Here is a 19,802-nt window from a genome sequence, read left to right on the forward strand (position 1 = left end):
AGGCATCGGCCTGTTTATGACTTTCACCGCAGCAGCGCAGGAAGCCAGTGTCCTTCGGGGCCAGGATCTGTTTCAGTCGGAATGCTCCCGTTGCCACGTGCCAGCGGAAATGAACGGGCGCCTGGAGGCTCGCTGGATAGGCAGGTCCGGGCAGGAATTTTACGACCAGATCCGCCAGACCATGCCGGCCGAAACACCCGGCTCTCTCGCCAATGAACAGTACCTGGATCTTACTGCCTTCCTGCTGTCCGCGGGCAACGTGGCGATACCGGCCACACTGCCAGCGGCAGAACTGGTTGCCCTGAGTATCAATCCAGGCGCGGTAATCGCAACCGGTGGAGCAGCAGACAACTACGACTGGCACTCTTACGGCGGAAACCTGGGCTCCACCCACTACGCACCCCTGAGTCAGATCGACGCCGACAACGCGGCGCAGCTGGAAATTGCCTGGTCACTGGACCTGGGATTGTTTGGGCCCCGCGCGGAAACCCTGAGTGTCACCACGCCCCTGGTGGTTGATGGGGTAATGTACACCACGGCCGGATCAACGCGGAATGTGGTGGCCCTGGATGCTGTCACCGGCCAGCTGTTATGGCTGTGGCGCCCCGAGGAAGGCCAGCGCTTCGACCAGGCGCCCCGCAAGGGCTCAGGCAAAGGTCTCGCCTACTACGAAGCAGACGGGCAGGCCATTATTTTCACTATCACGCCGGGTTATTACCTGGTTGCGCTGGATGCAGGCAGCGGTGATCCGGTCGAAAGCTTCGGCGCCGGGGGCTACGTGGATCTGCAGCGTGGCCTGCGCCTGGGGTCGGGCCGTGAGGCCATCGACATCGGCATCTCGTTTCCACCGTTCGTCATTGACGGCGTGGTGATTGCCGGTGCCGCCCACGAAGTGGGTATGCGCCCGTCCTCTGCCAGCAACGTCAAGGGCGATATTCGCGGATTCGACGTCGGAACCGGTGAACTGCTATGGACTTTCAAGACTATTCCCGAGCCAGGCCAACCGGGCTCGGAGACCTGGCTAAGTGGCGCTGACTACACCGGTAATGCCGGCGTGTGGGCTCCCATGTCCGGCGATGCGGAACTGGGCCTGGTCTACCTGCCAGTGGAATCCGCTACCGGCGACCGCTATGGCGGTGACCGTCACGGTGCCAATCTGTTCTCCAGTTCCACCGTAGCGCTGGACTACAAAACCGGTGAGATGAAATGGTATTACCAGACTACCCATCACGACGTCTGGGACTGGGACACGCCCTCGGCACCGATAGTCGCCGACCTGCCGGATGGCACCCCGGCGCTGATTCAGACCCTGAAGCAGTCTCATTTGTTTGTGTTCAATCGTGAAACCGGCGAGCCGCTTTTTCCTGTCGAGGAGCGACCGGTGCCCGCCAGCGACGTGCCCGGGGAATGGAGCTCGCCGACCCAGCCTTTCCCCCTGCTGCCGGCACCCTATGATCGGCAGGGTTTCCAGGCCGATGACCTGGTGGACTTCACGCCCGGGATCAAAGACCGGGCGAAAGTCATTGCCGCCAACTACCGCTTCAGCGAACTCTACAGCCCGCCTTCTCTGTACAAGGCAGCCGACGGCAGCCTGGGTACGCTGCACCTGCCCTCCTCCACCGGCGGATCGAACTGGGAGGGCGCCCCCTATGATCCGGAAACCGGTCTGGTCTATGTGCCTTCCCGCACCGCCACCAGCGTGCTGTCGCTGGTCAGTGACCCATCCGCTTCATCAGTCCGCTATATTTACGGCGGTGACCGCACACCAAGCATTGACGGTATTCCGCTGGTCAAGCCGCCCTATGGCCGCGTAACGGCAATCGACATGGTTTCTGGCAAGCATGTCTGGCAGGTGGTCAACGGCGAAACACCGCAGAATATCGCCAACCATCCGTTGCTGGAAGGTGTCGATCTTCCCCCTACCGGCAAACCGACCCGCTCACCGCTGCTGCTGACCCGAACCCTGCTGTTTCAGGGCGAGGGGCCCGGCGGCGACCCGGTGCTATGGGTGCGGGACAAGGCCACCGGCGAGTCACTGGCCAGAATCGAACTGCCCGGCTCTGTTACCGGTGTGCCCATGACCTACATGGTCGAAGGCCGACAATACCTGGCCATGGCCGTCAGCAACTTTCGGCAACCTGCCAGGGTTGTAGTACTGGCGCTGCCTGACTGACGGGGACAGGCCGGCAGGATTTCTGCGGTTCATTCTGCTGCCGGGCTGTTCCCTCTGAACAGCCCCGGCCTGTCGGTTCCAGTTACCTTACCTGCAACCCGGCGGCGAGCGCCCCTCTCCTGCTGTATCCATATTACGACTTCACCTGCCCCTGTAGTCTGCTACACTTCCAGCCATGAAAAAACGCTGCTGGTGGCCGGGCGACGATCCGGTCTACGTTGATTACCATGATCGGGAGTGGGGCGTTCCCGTCCATGACGAACGTACCTGGTTCGAGTTTGTCTGCCTGGACGGGCAGCAGGCCGGGCTCAGCTGGATTACCGTCCTCAAAAAACGGGACAATTACCGCCGGGCCTTCCATAATTTCGACCCTCTCAAGGTGTCCCGCATGCGTGACAGCACCATTGAGAAACTGCTGTCAGACACCGGGCTGATCCGCAATCGCCTGAAACTCTATTCGATCCCGATCAATGCCAGGGCCTTTCTTCAAGTACAGGCTGAATTCGGCTCTTTCGATGACTATATCTGGCGGTTCGTAAACGGCAGGCCGCTGGATGGCAAGCGACACAAGCCCGGTGACGTGCCCGCCACGACACCGGAGAGTGATGCCATGAGCAAAGACATGAAGAAACGGGGCTTCAAGTTCTGCGGCTCTACTATCTGCTATGCGTTCATGCAGGCCGCCGGCATGGTTAATGATCACCTGCACGACTGCTACCGCTACGAAGAAATCAAACGATTAAACAAACACCCCTGATCTGTAAACGACAAAGGAAACCACAATGATTGGATATGTGACTCTTGGCACTAACGACATTGAAAAAGCCGCCAGGTTCTACGATGAACTGTTAGCCGTAATCGGCGCCAAGCGCTTCATGGAGATGGACAACTTCATCGCCTGGGCTGTCGATCCGACTAAGCCGGCACTCTCTGTGACCAAACCCTTCGATGGAGATCCCGCTACCGTTGGTAATGGTGTGATGATTTCACTCGCTGCAGACAGCCCCGCCATGGTGGACAAAATATACGCCAAGGCGATTGAACTGGGAGCCCAGGACGAAGGACCGGCTGGCCCACGCGGAGACAATTTCTACGCAGGGTATTTTCGCGATATGGACGGCAACAAGCTGAACGCCTTCTGCATGATTCAGAACGCCTAGGCAGCCAGCACAGGGTCTCGGGCTTAAGCGCCCGAGGACTGGGGAACTGCCGGAATCATTGCCGAAGCGGTGGCTGCAGCGAGAACAGGTGAAAGGCGGAGCCTATCGCTAACAGAGAGGCACTTGAGCCTGTTTTTCATTCTGTAAGGGGCAGATAATCGGTGACGGGTAGCCGCCGGTCCACCCTTGCCCCTCCTGGCCACAACTGCAGGTTCTGGTACTACCAGCAAGAAGCCGAGCCCCGGACAGGCTTGTCCCTCGCTCTATAGATTGCCGATCTTGCGATCCACTTCGAAACCGCGATCGGTCACTATCTCTTCAAGTACCTGAATCCGTTGCCGGAGGCTGGCAACCTCCTGCTCCAGGGCCCGGGTGGAACTGCTGTGCAGTTCCTTATCAAGCCGGTTGAGTTGGGCACTGGTGGCTTTCTTGTATTTGAAATATTCAGAAATCAACACGATCAGGATTATCGGCGTCATAACCGCCATCATCACACCAAACAATTGCAATGAAGCATCCATAGACTGACTCCTCTTAACAGGCCCTGAGCCTGAATTTCGGTGGCATTGAAACTCGGCCGGGAATCCCTAAAGCGCCCGCACCGGTCGAAACACGCTGCCCAGCAGCAGCCAGAAGATAGAGACAAAAACACTGATGAATTCAAATTCAGACATGAGCACAAGAAACCTGGCAGTAGCTGGTGAGTGTTAAACGATTCTGATAGTTCTTTTTATACAGGAGCAACTTTTTCAATTTCCCCTGCTTACCTGCTTTCTCAGTTGCCTGCTTGGTAGCTTACTTGCTTTCTTTCTATTTATGAAACCTCGCTTCCCGTTTCCCGTTTTCCTGCCATCTGGCTATCTCGCTCAGGCAGATTAGCTCTGCCCCATCGATCAGTCCTCTTCATTCAGCGCGCTGAATGCCGCCTGGCCCAGTTCTTCGGCTTTCTGTTCATACACTACCTGGTGCAGTATATCCGCGATCACTCTCTGGAAACTGTCGGAATGGAGATAGGCCGCCACATTGCCGTCGGCAGGATCGAGAGCGATCTTACGCAATTCAAGCAGATGATCCTCGGTAATCAGGATAACCGGTGTTGGCCTGCGAATCGGGTAGCGCCGTTCCGCTGCGCGCAGTTTGAAAAGAAACTGGTCCCGGCGTTTCTTGTGGTTATTCCAACCGGTTATGATGCAGGACAGCCTGTTGGTCAATAAGCCAAAGCCGCGATTGTACTGACGAACCACGTCAAACGCGTTCGCCTCGTTGTAGGTGTTGACGGTGGTATACAGTCCGGTGGCACCAATTGTTGCGGCAATATCGTCCACCAGGGCATTATTCAGATCGTATATCAATATGACCGGTTTGAAACTCATCGGCAGGTCTACCTTCTTTGTTCTCTGTTTTTTGACTGATTATGACCTGAATACCACGTTCGCGCTAACCGGGTCACGTGCAGTGACCGTGCGATTGGCCGGCACATCGGGATCTTCGTAGCCAAAGGCCAGTCCAAACAGAATCCCGGTACCGTCCGGAATATCGAATGCGTCCCGCACCAGATCCGGGTAGTTTCGCATAGTACCCATGGGACAGCTGTGCAGACCGAATGCCACCATTGTCAGCATCAGCGTCTGAGCCCACATACCCACATCGATCGCGACAGTAGTGCCAAATGACAGGTCCATGCCGATAAACGCCATACAGGGAGCGTCAAAAAATTCAAAGTTGCGCAGCACGGCGCGTTGCCTGCCCTCCCGATCCCCGCGCTCGATACCCATCTCCGTATACAGGGCCACAGCGCATTCCACCTGGCGCTTACGGTACTCGTTTTCAAAATCACCCCGATAGGGATAATCCGGGTTCGGCGGAATGCCTTCGCGGGTTAACCGTACCATCTCCGCACTGAGCTTCTTTTTCAGCTCCCCGCTGGCCACATAGGCTTTCCATGGTTGCACATTACAGTTCGACGGCGCCTGCTGGGCAATCTCAAAAATCCGCTCCAGGGTTTCCTGTGGTACTTCCTTATCCAGATACCCTCTCACCGAGCGACGTCCGTAGATTGCCTCAACAAGACTCATGCCCGGATCAGTAGCAACGATTTTTCCGTGGTCCTGCAACATTGGTACCTCCAAAACTGGTTTTCTGAATCTGAGCGGAAGCACAGCGTACTACTACAGTATGTACAGTACGCGAGCATTACCCGCGGAAATTCAACGGTGAGCCCGCAAGCTCAGCGCACTGTAATACCTGAGTGTTCCTCGAGAAAAAAAATCAACGACGAGCTGCAGGCGCAGCAGCTCTTAACTCAGAATTCGGCCACCATCAACATCTACAGTTGTCCCGGTAACAAAGCCATTCTGCATAACAAACAGAATCCCCTCTGCCACCTCTTCCGAAGTACCAGGCCGCTTAATGAGGTGACTGGCCGTCATGGCATTGAGCTTGTCCTGTTTCTCCTCTCCCATCCAGTCGAACATCGCCGTGGCTATGGTGCCGGGAGAAACGATATTCACCCGCACCGGCGCCATTTCCACTGCCAGGCAGCGGGCCAGGTTTTCCACCGAGGCGCCGACACAACTCAGGGCCGACTGGGCGGGCCTGATTTTCCGTGCCGGGGAGCCGCTGACCAGCGTTATAGACGCGTCTGCCGCCAGGTACGGCGCACCGGTTCTGACCACCTTGGTGTAGCCCCATAACTTGTCATAGGCTGCCTTGAACTGCTCTTCGGTCTGTTCCAGAAACGGCTTGAGCGTTCGCTCGCCGCCGATAGCTGCCGAGACCAGGTGATCGATACTGCCCACCTCTTTGAACAGAGCCTCCAGGGCCGCCGTGTCATGGGTGTCCGCCTGAACCACCTTGAAACGGCCGTCGGCCACGGCACGCGCCTTTTCCAGATTGGCCGCCGTACGGCCCGCCGCCCAGACATTTGCGCCTGCTTCACTCGCCGCTACTGCGGCCGCCAGGCCGATGCCCGCCGTGCCACCTATAATGACAACGTTTTTACCTGCCAGCTTGTTTGTACTCATCTACAACTTCCCCTTCAACATAATTTGTACTTATTTAGTAATTGGTTTCCCGGAGCCTCTACCGCCGCATGCTCTACCTTGTGCTGCTGCCTCAACGCTGCACCGTCCGCCCGGCCCCGGCATCAGAATATCCGGCCCGGGCTCAGAATTCCTTTTGGATCCAGGCTTTGCTTGAGGATCCGCATCAGGGCAATTTCTTCTTCGCTGCGGCTGAAACCAAGAAATGGTTTCTTCATCATGCCAATGCCATGTTCGGCCGAGATCGACCCCTGTAACTCCTGAACCAGCCCGTAGATAACCTCATCAATCTGTCGGTGGGCCTGGCGTGTGTCAGGCCCCACGTTGACGACGATATGCACATTACCGTCGCCTACGTGACCGAACAGGCCGACCACTGTTGCCGGCCACTGGTCAGTGAGCCTGCGAGCAACCTCGTCACCAAAATACCCCATGTCACCCACATTCAGGCTGACATCGTAGGCATGCATGAACCCCGCGCCTGTTATCACTTCGGCGGCTGCATCCCTCACCCGCCAGATACCCTCGATCTGTTTTTCTGTATCGGCAATCACGCAGTCTGCCACCAGCCCGCTCTCCAGCGCCTGATTCAGGGTGCTGACGAACAACTCACGATCCCGGGCCGGCTCCGATCCCATGGCCTCCACCAGCACATAAAAACCGTATTGTGGCTGGAGGGGTAACTGCACCTCCGGCAGGTGCGTGGCAATCAGCTGGTAGGTATTGTCCCAGAGTACTTCGAAGGCTGTCAGATCACCCGCCAGGTGCTGCTGACAGTACAGCAGCAGTTCCGCCACCTGGTCAAAGGAAGCGGCGCCACACAGTGCCACTGTCTGGCTTCTGGGTTTCGGCTGCAGCTTCAACACCGCGCGGGTGATCACACCGAGTGTCCCTTCACTGCCGATGAACAGTTGATTGAGGTCGTAACCGCTGTTGTTCTTGCGCAGCTTGTTCAGCCCGTTGACAACGGTGCCGTCGGCCAGAACCGCCTCGACACCAAGAGTAAGCGCTCTGGCCATGCCGTAGCGAATAACCCGGTTGCCGCCGGCATTGGTGGACAGGTTGCCGCCGATGGTACAGCTGCCACGGGCCCCTAGATCCAGGGGAAATAACAGCCCCTGGGACTCGGCTCGTTCCTGAATGGTCTGCAACTCGACACCGGCTTCCACCGTCATGGTGCTGGTGAAGCGATCGATCTCCTCGATTCTTTTCATTCGCTCCAGGCTCAATGCCAGCTCGCCTTCCAGAGGCGCGGCCGCGGATACCAGGCCGGTCAGGCCGCCCTGGGGGGCCACTGGCTGGCCCCACTCATGGCAGGCCTTGAGCAGCTCCGAAACCTCCCGGGTACTGGCTGGTCGTAACAGCATTGCCGGCCGGATCGCGCGACTGCCCATCCAGTCGCGGTAATTGCGCGGCTGAATCGCATCGCCGGTCAGGAAACCAGCCGGGCCAAGAATGGACTGCAGCCTGGCTTTCAGCTCGCTGCTCAAATACGTTGTGACAGTCATCGGTGTTATTTTTTACCTTCGACAATGGCGCAGCAATACCCACCCGGCCAGGGATTTCCGAACGGCAATAGACCGCGCGGCTGCCCCGGGATGGTAGCACACTTGTTGAAACTGGAAGACCCTTGCACCCCGGTACTCCCCGCCAGATCCGGCTTTCAACACCTGCTCACCAGATGCCGCCGTCATGACCTGACCGCGCTTTACGCAGGAATTTTCTGTTTGCACGCTCAGCTGAGGTAGAATGTAAACCGCAAGACGCGCTACGCGTAATCAATTTCTGACCGGGGATACCGCCATGAAAACAACCAGTTTCCTGATTCTAAGTCTGTTCCTGCTCTCTTCCTGCACCTGGGTCAGGGTGACCCCGGAAGGCGAATCCGTGCGACTGCTGAGTCAAAGTCAGGCCACTAACTGCTCCCGACTGGGCTCCACCACCTCCACCACTTCAAGCCGCCTGCTGTTTATTCCACGCGGAAGCGAGAAGGTACAGGCTGAACTGGTGGACCTGGCCCGCAACGAGGCCGGCCTGATGGGCGGCAACGCCATCGTCGCCGAATCCACAGTAATAAACGGCCGCCAGCAGTTCATCGTGTATCGCTGCCCTTAGGAGACCTCTGATTCATCAGGGAGTATCCGCTGCTGAAGCTGAGGAACTTTATCGCGGTCGAGAATGCGGGCCAATGCAGGTGAGAGCCGGAATTGACCGGCAGTAACTGCCTTCACTGGCCTGTTCTGTCCTGCAACAGCGATCGCGCAGATAACGACCGGACGGCCCATCAGTACTTCAGCGGCCGATCGAAAATCTCGCGATCGAACTCATCTTCCCAGTTGGCCACTGCCGTGGCCACACTCAGGTCACCGGTGACGTTGACCACTGTGCGCAGCATGTCCAGGGGACGATCAAACGGCAGGATGAAGCCGACCACCAAAGCAATCTGCTCAGGCGCGATCCCAATAGCCTCCATCACCGCCGCCATCAGGAATAGAGAGGCACCTGGCACGGCGGCAGTCCCTATGGAGACGATGGTTGTCGCACCGGCGATAATGCCATAGTCAGCCAGGGACAGTTCCATACCGAAAGCCTGAGTGGCGAAAATAGTCACAATCCCCACGTAAAGCGCCGAGCCATCCATGTTGATGGTCGCCCCCAGCGGCAACACCGTGGATGCCACCACCGGCCTGACGCCCAGGTTCTCCTCGGCAACCGACATGGACATCGGCAGCGTGGCCGAACTGCTGGACGTGGAAAACGCCAGCAGCATGGCGTCGCGAGCGCCACGGAAAAAATTGGCTGGCGACAGTTTGAGCAGGAACCGCATGATGCCGCCATGGACAATGACCACGTGGGCCACACAACCGATAACCACTGCAGCTGCCAGGCGGGTAACGTCCAGCAGCGCCGACAACCCCTGGTTCCCGGCCACCCAGGCAATCAGGGCGAAGACGCCGAACGGGGCGAATTCCATTACCCAGTGGGTGATCTTCAGCATGACTTCCATGCCTGCGTCCATGAAATCCGCTATCGGTCGACCCTTTTCACCAATGGTCAGCAGGGCGACTCCCACCAGCAGGGCAAAAAAGATGATCGCCAGTATGTTTCCTTCACTCAGGGCCTGAAACGGATTCTCCGGCACGATGGTCATGAGACGTTGTGACAGGGGAATCGCCTCCTGCACCGCGTCCGGGGTGGCACCGGACAGATCCACACCGACACCCGCCTGCAACACCGTGGCAAGGAACAGACCGATGATGATGGCCAGCAGAGTAGTAACCATATAAAGTGCGAGGGTTTTAACACCCAGCGACCCCAGCTTGGAAGGATCGCCCATGGAAACGACTCCGGCCACCAGGGTGACAAACACCAGCGGCACCACCACCATGCGGATCAGTCGCACGAACAGGTCACCTATCCAGCGTATGGACTCAGCCCCCTCGCCCCACAACATGCCCACGACCAGCCCCAGGAACAGTGCCAGCATGATGCGCTTCCAGAGCGCTGTTTCAAACCAGGTGGTCAACATGGATGCCTCCGAAAAATTCCAAATCCCGATTTTCGACCCTGTCAGCAAGACCTGGGATGAACCGGTGCTCCCCCGCTGTCGACTGACCATCAGTCTGCGGTTGCGATCAGACTATAGAAATTCATAACATACTTCCATTCTTTATAGCCGCTATCTACCCGCTACGGAGTGTTCACTCCAGCTGTAGAGGAGCAATCGTCAATTACAAGGGGACTACACTTGAAAGACTGGATCGAAGGGCATGTCGTCGACAACATACACTGGAGCAAGCACCTGTTCTCCCTGCGGATCGAGGCTGATGTGGCGCCCTTCAAGGCCGGTCAATTCACCAGCCTGGCGCTGGACATCGATGAGGAACGGATCGCCCGCCCCTACTCCTATCTCAGCGCGCCTGGCCAGCAACCGGTGGAGTTTTTTTTCTACACGGCCACCGGGGGCGTACTTTCCAATGCCCTGATCGGCTTGCAACCCGGGGACCGGCTCTGGATCAAACAGCACGCCAATGGCTTTTTCACCCTCGACGAAGTACCAGCCGGACGTGACCTGTGGATGCTGGGGACCGGCACCGGGGTCGCGCCATACTATTCTATCGCCAGAACGCCGGAGCCCTGGCAGCGATTCGAAAACGTCGTCATCGTGAATGCGGTGAGATCCCGCGACGACCTGCAATACCTGGACCTGATTGAAGAACTGAAAGAACAGCACGGCGACCGGTTCCAATTCCAGGCCTTTGTCAGCCGCGAGCAGGTGCCGGACACCCTCCCTGGCAGAATTCCCGCGGCAATCACCAATGGCTCACTGGAACAGGCTGTCGGACTGGAGCTGTCGCCGGAGCACTCCCAGGTGATGCTTTGCGGCAATCCGGACATGGTGTCGGACAGCATCGAGATACTGAAACGGCGCGGCTTCAGAAAAAACCGGCGGCGCACGCCGGGTCACATTACCACCGAGAATTACTGGTAGCCAGGCGGCGCAGCCCGCTCCACCATCAGCCGCTCCAGTGCCAGGCCGATAGCCACCATTGTCTGCTCGGCAAAGGACGGTGCGATCAGCGTCAGCCCTGCGGGTTCTCCATTGCCCCGGATACCCATCGGCAGCGTGAGGGCCGGGAAATTGGCAGCGGCTGCCAGTGACGCGTGCAGATTATTCATCGACAGCAGCACGTCAAACTGCTGGCCGTCGATGGTCGCACCCAATACTTCAGCCCCGACGGTCCGAATTTCGTTTCTCATGGCCACTACCTGATCGGCACTGAACTCCATGTCGACCATGGCGTCGAAAAGTGCCTGACCATAGGGAGCGCGACTCTCCTCATCGACACTGTTGAACAACACGATTTCCTCGACCCGCGTCACTCCCACGGCTGGAGCGGCGATGTTTTCCAGGTAGCTGGCCAGATCCCGCTTCATCTCTGCCCCCAGGAATTCACCGAAGCGGGCCAGCGTAAATTCCGGCAGGCCGGTTTCCAGCACCTCGGCTCCGGCAGCCCGCAGGACATCCAGAGCGTCACGAAAGAGTGGTTCGGAGTCCAGACCCGCCACATAACCGATACGTCGGCCAGCCAGGTCAGCCTCTTCAGGCGACAACCCCGCCTCCACACTGAGCAGCGGCATCAGACTATCCATGCGGTCATAGCCGACCATCCCATTGAACAGGATGACAGCATCGGTCACGGTCCGGGCTATCGGGCCCACGGTATCCAGAGTGCCGGAGATCGGTACCACACCGTGGCGGCTGAGCAGGCCGGTGGTCGGTTTCAAGCCCACCAGGGCATTATGACTGGCCGGTGACAGGATGGAACCGGATGTCTCCGAGCCGACCGCCACGGCAGCGTAGTTGGCCGCCACGGCCACCGCGCTGCCGGAACTGGAGCCGCCTGTCTCGATCAGCATCCTGCCATAAGGGTTGAGTGTCTGCCCCCCCATAGCACTGTAGCCCAGCGGGCAACCCTCACAGAAATAGTAGGCCCATTCGCTCAGGTTTGCCTTGCCGAGGATAACCGCGCCATTGGCCCGCAAACGACGGGTGATGAAGGCGTCAGCGGTACTATTCGCGGCCATCACCACGGCGCCTGCCGTGGTTGGCATACCCAACGTTCCAATATTATCCTTGAGCAGCACCGGTATTCCGAACAGGGAGTAATCATCCACCTCCAGCCCTGCCGCCACTGCCCTGTCCTTGCCCCTGGCCACGGCGACCACATCCGGATTGAGCGCGATCAGGGCATTCAAAGCCATGTTTTTGTCGCTTTCAAAGAGACGGATGCGATACAGGTAGAATTTGACCAGATTTTCATAGCTCAACCGTCCCGCGCGAACTGCACGCTGCAGCGACGGAATATCCTGCTCCAGGATCAAGGGCTTCAGTTCGTTGTAGAGGAGCTCGGAAAAGTCGGCCAACTGCTGATTGAAAGGGTCCCACAACCGGTTTTTGTCCAGGTGGCGGGAATTGATCAGCCTGAAGCGCAGACGCGGATTATCATTCGCTGCGAGTTGCTCCAGCAAGGGCGCCTCGTCGAAGGGCGCCCAGTTAAAGGGCTCAGGTTGCTGGGAGACCGCTGGTTCCGCTGCTGACAGCAATAACAACAGCAATGGGAAAACGGCATAGTTGCGCCATTTCGCAACCAGTAAACTGAAACAAATTTTCATATTCGATCGCACATCATTGTAGTCAGATTCAAACAATTGTATCTGGCAGATTGGCGCATTGCGCGAAATTCGCGATTTCCCTGGCCACCGACAGGGGAGTCAGCAGCACAACAATACAATAATTCTATAAAAAGCCAGTACACGTCTTCACCCTGGATCACCCAAAACCCTACCCCACATCTTGTACAGTGCTGCCCGGCCAGCAACTCTATCTGGTGCATTGTAAGTATCAGTAATCAATTGCGGCATTCCTTTCCCGTGCTGTTGGCACGCTCAGCCTTGAGCAGTCCAACGGCAGCGCTTTTTTATCCAACTCAATCCTTGTAAAGTCAACGAGTTGTAATATTAAGTTAATACAGTATTTCGCTCATTACGTGATGGCCTTAACAGCAGCTCTGAAGGCCTGACTATTACAATGCACTCAGACTGCCGCTTCCTTACTCCGGTTGACTTCTTGACTCCGGTCAAGTCTCTGCTGTGTTGGCAAGCTGCATAAGTGGTAGAATGCTCGATCACGCGCATCTTAAGAAGATCAGGATCCACCGGTTCATTGGACTGGCGCGACCGCTTTGGGGCAGTAGCAGTAAGTAGTAGATCAAGTAATAAATAGAGAAGGGTCAAGAAATGACACCCGAGCAACCCACCCCCGGGTAAAGCTTGTGGGTGCATACCACTAACTACCGGTCAGCATGACAACACTAAGAATTTTCAATAACCACATCAAGATCTGCTTCATCGTGCTGGCAATCGCCGAAAGCCTGGCATTTTTCGAAGCTGTCTACCTCGCCTACGCCATCCGGTTTCAGACCATGGACTTCGCGTCACCGGAGGCAATGGCGGCAGAACTGTTCCCCAAAGCCCTGCTGTTCGCCGTCGCCAACATGCTCGGCATGACCGCCCTGGGCCTTTATCAGCAGGATCAGTTTCGGGGCCGGATCGGCTATGCCCACATCCTGTCCCGGGTACTTGTAAGCCTGATGCTGGTGTTCCTCGCCCTCATGATCCTTTTTTACCTGGCCCCCTATTTTCAGCTTGGTCGCGGGGTTACTCTGCTGTCATTCCTGGTCAGCCTGATTCTCGTCGTCGCCATCCGCCGCCTGTTCGTCCTGTACCTGGGCGCCGACCTGGTCACTTCAAGAGTTCTGGTATTTGGCGTCGGCCGTAATGCAGCCAGCCTGCTCATCAAGGATGACGGTAACCTGCCTACCAGCTCCTACCGGATCATGGGCTTCATTTCCACGCCGGAACAGCAACGCTTTGTACCCGAGGAAAAGGTAATTGAAATCGGCGATTCACTGTTGAACCTGGCACGCGCCCACGACGTGACGGAAATCGTCATAGCCCTGGATGACCGCAATGAGAATTACCCGGTGCAGCACATGCTGGACTGCAAACTCGCAGGAATCAATGTAACCGATCCGATCTCCTTCCTGGAACGAGAACAGGGCAAGGTCAATCTCTCGCACCTCAACCCTTCCTGGATGGTTTTCAGCGACGGATTTCGCGGCTCAAAAATCAAGACCGCCCTGTCTCGGGCCTTTGACGTGGCGTCCAGCCTGCTGATCCTGATCGTCACGGCGCCGATCCTGGGGCTGGTGACCTTTCTCATCGCCCTGGAGGGCGGTTTCCGCGAACCGGTTCTGTATCGCCAGCAACGAGTAGGCAAGAACGGTCAGGTCTTTGACCTGCTCAAGTTCAGAAGCATGCGGGTTGACGCGGAGAAAAATGGCGCCCAGTGGGCCGGGCAGAACGACGCCCGGGTTACCCGGGTCGGGTCGGTAATCCGTAAATTGCGAATCGATGAGCTGCCGCAGATCGTGAACATCCTGAAGGGCGATATGCGGCTGGTAGGCCCCCGCCCGGAACGACCGGAATTTGTCCAACAGCTCAGCCAGACCATCGATTACTACCAGCAACGCCACTCGGTCAAACCGGGTCTGGCGGGCTGGGCCCAGCTCAAGTATCCCTACGGGGCCAGCGAGAAAGACGCCTACGAAAAGCTGCAGTACGACCTTTACTACATAAAGAATGCCAACCCGGTTATGGATTTCTTTATTCTGCTGCAGACCCTGGAAGTCGTTATTTTTGGTAAGGGCGTCCGGTAGGAGGACTACTGCTTACCGCGAGTCAGATACACGTGTCGTAGAGTCAGCGGTACCGCCCACTTTGCCAGACCGGTCTTGCCCGGCAAAAATAACAGTTGCTCTGGCCATTGCCTCCTCTGCCCGCCATCGGCACAGTACCGCCCAACCGGCAGTCCACCAGATCTGGCCGCTGCCACATTCACAAGCCAGAAATTTTTGTTATTGCTGTGACGCAGTTCTATTCTGCCTACGCATTTTTTATGCTCTAATCCGTTTATAAATAGCCCCATTAACAACAAGTTACGGTGGAATCATTACCTTGAACATAACTAACTCCAGGATCGCAGTGATTGGACTTGGCTACGTGGGATTGCCCCTGCTGGCTGCTTTCGGCAAAAAATTCCCCTGTGTCGGATTCGACATCCAGAAAGGACGTATCAGGGAACTGACAGAGGGCTACGACAGAACCAATGAAATGTCGCGGGAGGAACTGGCTGCTGTCGACGTGAAGTACAGCGCCGACCCGGCCGATCTGGCCGACTGCAATGTCTTTATTATCACCGTCCCCACGCCTATCGATCAGCAGAATCGCCCCGACCTGAGCCCCCTGCAGAGTGCCAGCAGACTGGTTGGCTCGGTACTCGGCAAGGGCGACGTGGTGATCTACGAATCCACCGTCTATCCCGGCGCCACCGAAGAAGTCTGTGTACCGATTCTGGAGCAGGTATCTGGTTTACGTTTTAACCAGGACTTTTACGCCGGCTACAGCCCTGAACGCATCAACCCCGGGGACAAACTGCATCGCATAGAATCCATCGTCAAGGTGACATCAGGCTCAACGCCCGAAATCACCCGGTTCGTGGACGAGCTCTATAAATCGATTATCACTGCTGGCACTCACAACGTCAGCAGCATCAAGGTGGCGGAAGCCGCCAAGGTGATAGAAAACACCCAGCGGGATCTCAACATCGCCCTGATCAACGAGCTGTGTATCATCTTTGACAAGCTCGGCATCGATACCGAGGAAGTCCTGAAGGCCGCCGGGAGCAAGTGGAACTTTTTACCCTTCCGGCCGGGACTGGTCGGTGGACACTGCATCAGCGTGGACCCCTACTATCTGACTCACAAGTCCCAGGAAATCGGCTACCACCCGGAAGTAATCCTGGCCGGGCGACGTATCAATGACGGCATGGGTACTTACATTGCGGAGCGGGTTATCAAATTGCTGACTCGCAAACGAATCCACGTGGTGGACTCCCGCATTCTGATCATGGGGCTGACATTCAAGGAGAACTGTCCGGACCTGCGCAACACCCGCGTGGTGGATGTCATCAACAGCCTGCGTGAATTCAACACCCAGATAGACGTCTACGACCCCTGGGTCGCTGCAGCGGATGCCGAGGAGGAATACGGACTCAATGTCATCGACAAACCACAGCCCGGCAGCTATGACGCCGTGCTGCTGGCCGTTGCCCACGACCAGTTTCGGGACATGGGTCTGGAGGCGATCCAGGCGCTCTGCAAACCGGACCATGTAATCTTCGACGTCAAGTATCTGTTTCCTTTCGAAGCCGGTCTGCACCGCCTTTAGGCAACGGGTCGACCACCGACACATTCACGGAAAGCATTATGAGCAAAGGAATTCTGGTCACCGGCGGCGCCGGGTATATCGGCAGTCATGTAGTCAAGCTGCTTGGCCAACGGGGTGAGCGCGTGGTGGTGCTGGACAATCTCAGCACCGGATTCAGAAACGCGGTAAGCGCCGGCGAACTGATAGTCGGCAATACCGGTGATCGCCAGTTGGTTGCAGAACTGCTTAAAAAATACGACGTCGATACGGTCATGCATTTCGCTGCCCACACAATCGTTCCAGAATCCGTGTCCGACCCGTTGAAATATTACGGTAACAACACCTGCTCGACACGTAACCTGCTGCAATGCTGTCAGGAGGCAGGCGTCAGCCATTTCATATTTTCCTCTACTGCCGCAGTCTATGGTGAGCTGAAAGAGGGCGTGGCCCGGGAGGACACCCCCACGGCACCGATAAACCCCTATGGCACATCCAAGCTGATGAGCGAATGGATGATCAGGGATCTGTGTGCGGCGTCAGCGCTGGAAGCCGTTGCGCTGCGTTATTTCAATGTCGCGGGCAGCGACCCTGACGGGGAAATCGGCCAGAACACCGAAAAGGCCACCTTGCTGGTCAAGGTCGCCTGTGAGGTGGCCCTGGGCAAGCGGGAAAAACTGCTGGTTTTCGGCACTGACTATCCGACGCCCGACGGCACTGGTATTCGCGACTACATCCATGTTTCAGATCTGGCTTCGGCGCACCTGGCGGCACTGGACTACCTTCGCGCCGGCGGCAGGTCCACCACCCTGAACTGTGGTTACGGTCATGGGTACAGCGTCAAAGAAGTGATCGATGCCGTGGAACGCTGCCAAGGGACAGCACTCAATGTGGAATACACCGACCGGCGTGCGGGAGATCCGGCGACACTGGTTTCCAACGTGGAATCAATCCACCGAACCCTGGACTGGGAACCCCGCTTCGACGACCTGGACACCATCGTGAAAACGTCCCTGCAATGGGAACAGAAGCTGGCGCAGGAGTCGGCCGGGAAATAAGGTCTATTCGTGGCGCAGGGCTTCCACCGGATCCATTTCGGCGGCCCGCATCGAAGGGTAGATGCCAAAAATCACACCGATGAGCGCGGAGATGGAAAACGCCAGCAACGGTGCCATTGGCGTAACTATAGTGGTCATTCCCCAGAACGCTGAGATGGCGAAGGGAATTATGACCCCGAGCACCACGCCGATCAGCCCACCGACGCCGGAAAGAATGACTGCCTCGATCAGGAACTGGGTGATAATGTCACGCTTCTTGGCGCCCAGCGCACGTCGAATACCGATCTCCCGGGTTCGCTCCGTCACACTGGCGAGCATGATGTTCATGATTCCGATGCCCCCGACCAGCAGAGAAATGCCGGCAATCGCCCCGGCCACAATCTGGTCCCGCAGGGCGCTCTCCTCTGCCTGACGCAGCAGTGCCAGGGGTACTTCAACCGTATAGTCCGCGCCCCGGTGCCGGCGCTGCAGGATTTGCTCGATGATCTCACCCACCTCGATCACGGTTTCCTGATTGTCGACCCGGATAATGGCTTCATGCAGCTCCACGGTCTCCGACTCCATGCCGCCGGCTGTCTGTCTGACAAGGGTTTCGCCAAACCGGGAACGGGAGGAAGTAATGGGAACAAACACCCGGGTCGGAGCGGCATTGGAACTGCCCGCCTGGTTCTGCCCGAGGTTGGAAAACCCCTCCGGTTCCATGATGCCGACGACATTGTAGTAATCACTGTCAATCTTGATGCTCTGCCCCAGCGGGTTATCGATGGGGAACAGCTGTCGTGACACCTCGTCGCTGAGCACCACCACATTGGCATGGTCCCGGACCTCAGCCTCACTGAAGAATCGCCCCGCCTGCAGGGTGTAGTTGCGTGAGACCGGGTAATCCACCTGAGTTCCCACCACGTCGGCATTCATGCTTTTCTCAAGGTGCCAGATATTCTTTTTTACTATGCGGGAGGAAATCACTCCATTCACACCCGGTATGGTCATCCGGATAGTGTCGATGTCGGCACCGGTCAGGCCATAAACCACGGCCTGGGGCGGACCAAAGCCCTGGCCGCTGTTTTCTTCGATTTCCGCCGGCTTGACACTCTTCAGCAGGATATTGCTCGCACCCAGGTCTCGGAACTGCTGCTGGGCTTCATAGCTGGCACCTTCGCTGACAGCCAGCATGGCGATAACGGCCGCCACACCGATTACGATCCCCAGCACCGTGAGCAACGACCTGAGGCCGTGTGAATAGATACTCTTCAGGCCAACCTGAGTAATTTTCTTGAAGCGCACCAGATTGAACCCGCTTACGGACGCCAACCGCCGCACAGGCATCGGGCTTTCTCCGCTGGGACCGGGAACAGTCAGTTCAGTCATGGCAATCCGATAAGAGGCTGGTTGAGGGGACTGGCCGTAGGCAATCACTCGCACGGCCAGTCCGCTAATTTATCACGATCTTGACCATTTGCCCCGGTTTTATGGCAGCATTTCGGCTGCATAGCCGGTTGATTCACGGTATTTTGCATGCATTTCATGATCAAGATCAGGTTTTTTAGTAGGTATAGCCTCGCTTATGCCGTAAGATAGACGTCGCCTGGCAGGTTCTAAGCCGAGAGTACAGCTCTATATATAACGGCGGTGATCGGCATTGCGTTGACAAGGCTGGTCGTGACCCTTCAAGGGCCTCAAATAAAAAAAGGCGAGACAATCAAGAGTGCGATATAAATCGTAATCACCAGCCTTAAAACCAGTAGCAGCACCATAACTATTTATATAAAACCATAAAACCACAGTACCGTGAAACCAATAAAGGGAGGTTGACATGTCACCACTTCGTTACGCTCTTGCCCTGGCAATCCCAGGCCTGCTGGCTGCTCCACAGCTGTTCGCCCAGAGTCAGGCAGAAACCATCGAGAAAGCTCTTTCACCCCTGCCGGCTGATCTGCGGGCGGATGCCACCGTGTATACCTATGACGATACCACCGGCAACCGCATCACCCTGAAGACGGGTTCCAATCATGTGGAATGCCAGCCCACCGACGCAGAGGGTTTCACTCGCTGCAACCCGGTCTCCCTGCGCGCCCGCAACGACCTGTCAGCCAAATTGAGGGCTCAGGGCCTGGAAGGCGAAGCACTGCAACTGGCGCTCCAGAAAGCCGAAGACGAAGGTCAGATTCCGCCACGGGTTTTTGGTGCCCTGAGCTACCGACGCTTTGACACCCCGGATCGAATCCAGTACCTGTTCGTGATCTCGCTGCCTAATGCCAGCGCCGAGCAACTGGGCATGCCGACAGGCCCGCAGCGAGACAACGCGCTGGCTGGTAGAGGCACACCCTGGATGATGCGGTCTGGTACCTCCGGTGCTCACCTGATGATTCCTGTCAACGGTACCGAATATTCCAATAACGGTCACTGAAGTCCGGTAAATTTCGGATGCGACTGCCTGACGACAGGCCGCGCAGAAAAAACAAAACCCCCGTTGCCGGTCCAGGCAGCGGGGGTTTTTTTCAGCCCGGGACTGGCTGATTGTCAGGCTGATCAAAGAAACGAC

General features: G+C 57.1%; 17 protein-coding genes. 9 read left to right on the plus strand and 8 right to left on the minus strand.

The features are described 5' to 3' along the window. Positions 1–16 precede the first annotated feature (16 nt). The 3 genes from R3F50_20385 (at position 17) to R3F50_20395 (ending at position 3,333) form a co-directional block, all read left to right on the plus strand. Positions 17–2,173, plus strand: a complete 2,157-nt coding sequence (locus tag R3F50_20385) for a pyrroloquinoline quinone-dependent dehydrogenase (protein MEZ5492647.1) — start codon at positions 17–19, stop codon at positions 2,171–2,173. A gap of 175 nt (positions 2,174–2,348) precedes the next feature. Beyond that, positions 2,349–2,930 carry a DNA-3-methyladenine glycosylase I gene (locus tag R3F50_20390; GenBank protein ID MEZ5492648.1) on the plus strand — a complete coding sequence of 194 codons (582 nt, stop codon included), beginning with the start codon at positions 2,349–2,351 and terminating at the stop codon, positions 2,928–2,930. Between the two features lie 25 nt (positions 2,931–2,955). After that, the gene (locus R3F50_20395) at positions 2,956–3,333 is read left to right on the plus strand and encodes a VOC family protein (protein MEZ5492649.1); all 378 of its coding nucleotides are present in this window, start codon (positions 2,956–2,958) and stop codon (positions 3,331–3,333) included. Between the two features lie 263 nt (positions 3,334–3,596). Here the strand turns inward: R3F50_20395 and R3F50_20400 are convergent, their stop codons facing one another. From R3F50_20400 to R3F50_20420, 5 genes are all read right to left on the minus strand, one after another. Further along, on the minus strand, positions 3,597–3,854 hold the full coding sequence (locus R3F50_20400) for a hypothetical protein (protein ID MEZ5492650.1): 258 nt from the start codon (positions 3,852–3,854) through the stop codon (positions 3,597–3,599). Positions 3,855–4,226: 372 nt separating this feature from the next. After that, entirely contained in the window at positions 4,227–4,706 is a 480-nt protein-coding gene (locus tag R3F50_20405; GenBank protein MEZ5492651.1) for a hypothetical protein, read from the minus strand. A gap of 39 nt (positions 4,707–4,745) precedes the next feature. Further along, entirely contained in the window at positions 4,746–5,450 is a 705-nt protein-coding gene (locus R3F50_20410) for a nitroreductase (GenBank protein MEZ5492652.1), read from the minus strand. Positions 5,451–5,630: 180 nt separating this feature from the next. Continuing rightward, positions 5,631–6,356 (minus strand): SDR family oxidoreductase, encoded by a 726-nt coding sequence (locus R3F50_20415; GenBank protein MEZ5492653.1) that lies wholly within the window; start codon positions 6,354–6,356, stop codon positions 5,631–5,633. Between the two features lie 122 nt (positions 6,357–6,478). Continuing rightward, a complete protein-coding gene (locus R3F50_20420; protein ID MEZ5492654.1) occupies positions 6,479–7,882 on the minus strand; it encodes an FAD-binding oxidoreductase in 1,404 nt (467 codons plus the stop codon). Positions 7,883–8,177: 295 nt separating this feature from the next. Between R3F50_20420 and R3F50_20425 the strand changes: the two genes are divergently transcribed. Continuing rightward, positions 8,178–8,489, plus strand: a complete 312-nt coding sequence (locus R3F50_20425; protein ID MEZ5492655.1) for a DUF4156 domain-containing protein — start codon at positions 8,178–8,180, stop codon at positions 8,487–8,489. Positions 8,490–8,658: 169 nt separating this feature from the next. Here the strand turns inward: R3F50_20425 and R3F50_20430 are convergent, their stop codons facing one another. Beyond that, a complete protein-coding gene (locus tag R3F50_20430) occupies positions 8,659–9,903 on the minus strand; it encodes a dicarboxylate/amino acid:cation symporter (protein MEZ5492656.1) in 1,245 nt (414 codons plus the stop codon). Positions 9,904–10,122: 219 nt separating this feature from the next. Between R3F50_20430 and R3F50_20435 the strand changes: the two genes are divergently transcribed. Further along, complete coding sequence (locus R3F50_20435; GenBank protein MEZ5492657.1) at positions 10,123–10,866, plus strand: ferredoxin--NADP reductase; 744 nt, start codon at positions 10,123–10,125, stop codon at positions 10,864–10,866. Here R3F50_20435 and R3F50_20440 read toward each other — a convergent pair. Continuing rightward, a complete protein-coding gene (locus R3F50_20440; GenBank protein ID MEZ5492658.1) occupies positions 10,857–12,551 on the minus strand; it encodes an amidase family protein in 1,695 nt (564 codons plus the stop codon). The two genes, R3F50_20435 and R3F50_20440, sit on opposite strands and share 10 nt — an antisense overlap. Positions 12,552–13,240: 689 nt before the next feature. Between R3F50_20440 and R3F50_20445 the strand changes: the two genes are divergently transcribed. From R3F50_20445 to galE, 3 genes are all read left to right on the plus strand, one after another. Continuing rightward, positions 13,241–14,656 (plus strand): TIGR03013 family PEP-CTERM/XrtA system glycosyltransferase, encoded by a 1,416-nt coding sequence (locus tag R3F50_20445; GenBank protein ID MEZ5492659.1) that lies wholly within the window; start codon positions 13,241–13,243, stop codon positions 14,654–14,656. 289 nt (positions 14,657–14,945) lie between these two features. Further along, positions 14,946–16,226: a nucleotide sugar dehydrogenase gene (locus tag R3F50_20450; protein MEZ5492660.1), complete on the plus strand. Its 1,281-nt coding sequence runs from the start codon at positions 14,946–14,948 to the stop codon at positions 16,224–16,226. A gap of 35 nt (positions 16,227–16,261) precedes the next feature. Further along, the gene (gene galE, locus R3F50_20455) at positions 16,262–17,260 is read left to right on the plus strand and encodes a UDP-glucose 4-epimerase GalE (protein ID MEZ5492661.1); all 999 of its coding nucleotides are present in this window, start codon (positions 16,262–16,264) and stop codon (positions 17,258–17,260) included. Between the two features lie 3 nt (positions 17,261–17,263). On the opposite strand, the gene R3F50_20460 is transcribed toward galE, so the two are convergent. Beyond that, the gene (locus tag R3F50_20460) at positions 17,264–18,628 is read right to left on the minus strand and encodes an ABC transporter permease (protein ID MEZ5492662.1); all 1,365 of its coding nucleotides are present in this window, start codon (positions 18,626–18,628) and stop codon (positions 17,264–17,266) included. Positions 18,629–19,073: 445 nt separating this feature from the next. Between R3F50_20460 and R3F50_20465 the strand changes: the two genes are divergently transcribed. Next, positions 19,074–19,667 (plus strand): hypothetical protein, encoded by a 594-nt coding sequence (locus R3F50_20465; protein ID MEZ5492663.1) that lies wholly within the window; start codon positions 19,074–19,076, stop codon positions 19,665–19,667. Positions 19,668–19,802: the final 135 nt, after the last annotated feature.

The sequence above is a fragment of the Gammaproteobacteria bacterium genome (assembly GCA_041395725.1).
Lineage (GTDB): Bacteria > Pseudomonadota > Gammaproteobacteria > Pseudomonadales > Pseudohongiellaceae > NORP240.

Bases quoted from the DNA above. Each gene is read 5' to 3' on its own strand.
- R3F50_20385 (MEZ5492647.1), top strand. From the start codon at position 17: ATGACTTTCACCGCAGCAGCGCAGGAAGCCAGTGTCCTTCGGGGCCAG.
- R3F50_20390 (MEZ5492648.1), top strand. From the start codon at position 2,349: ATGAAAAAACGCTGCTGGTGGCCGGGCGACGATCCGGTCTACGTTGAT.
- R3F50_20395 (MEZ5492649.1), top strand. From the start codon at position 2,956: ATGATTGGATATGTGACTCTTGGCACTAACGACATTGAAAAAGCCGCC.
- R3F50_20400 (MEZ5492650.1), bottom strand. From the start codon at position 3,854: ATGGATGCTTCATTGCAATTGTTTGGTGTGATGATGGCGGTTATGACG.
- R3F50_20405 (MEZ5492651.1), bottom strand. From the start codon at position 4,706: ATGAGTTTCAAACCGGTCATATTGATATACGATCTGAATAATGCCCTG.
- R3F50_20410 (MEZ5492652.1), bottom strand. From the start codon at position 5,450: ATGTTGCAGGACCACGGAAAAATCGTTGCTACTGATCCGGGCATGAGT.
- R3F50_20415 (MEZ5492653.1), bottom strand. From the start codon at position 6,356: ATGAGTACAAACAAGCTGGCAGGTAAAAACGTTGTCATTATAGGTGGC.
- R3F50_20420 (MEZ5492654.1), bottom strand. From the start codon at position 7,882: ATGACTGTCACAACGTATTTGAGCAGCGAGCTGAAAGCCAGGCTGCAG.
- R3F50_20425 (MEZ5492655.1), top strand. From the start codon at position 8,178: ATGAAAACAACCAGTTTCCTGATTCTAAGTCTGTTCCTGCTCTCTTCC.
- R3F50_20430 (MEZ5492656.1), bottom strand. From the start codon at position 9,903: ATGTTGACCACCTGGTTTGAAACAGCGCTCTGGAAGCGCATCATGCTG.
- R3F50_20440 (MEZ5492658.1), bottom strand. From the start codon at position 12,551: ATGAAAATTTGTTTCAGTTTACTGGTTGCGAAATGGCGCAACTATGCC.
- R3F50_20445 (MEZ5492659.1), top strand. From the start codon at position 13,241: ATGACAACACTAAGAATTTTCAATAACCACATCAAGATCTGCTTCATC.
- R3F50_20460 (MEZ5492662.1), bottom strand. From the start codon at position 18,628: ATGACTGAACTGACTGTTCCCGGTCCCAGCGGAGAAAGCCCGATGCCT.
- R3F50_20465 (MEZ5492663.1), top strand. From the start codon at position 19,074: ATGTCACCACTTCGTTACGCTCTTGCCCTGGCAATCCCAGGCCTGCTG.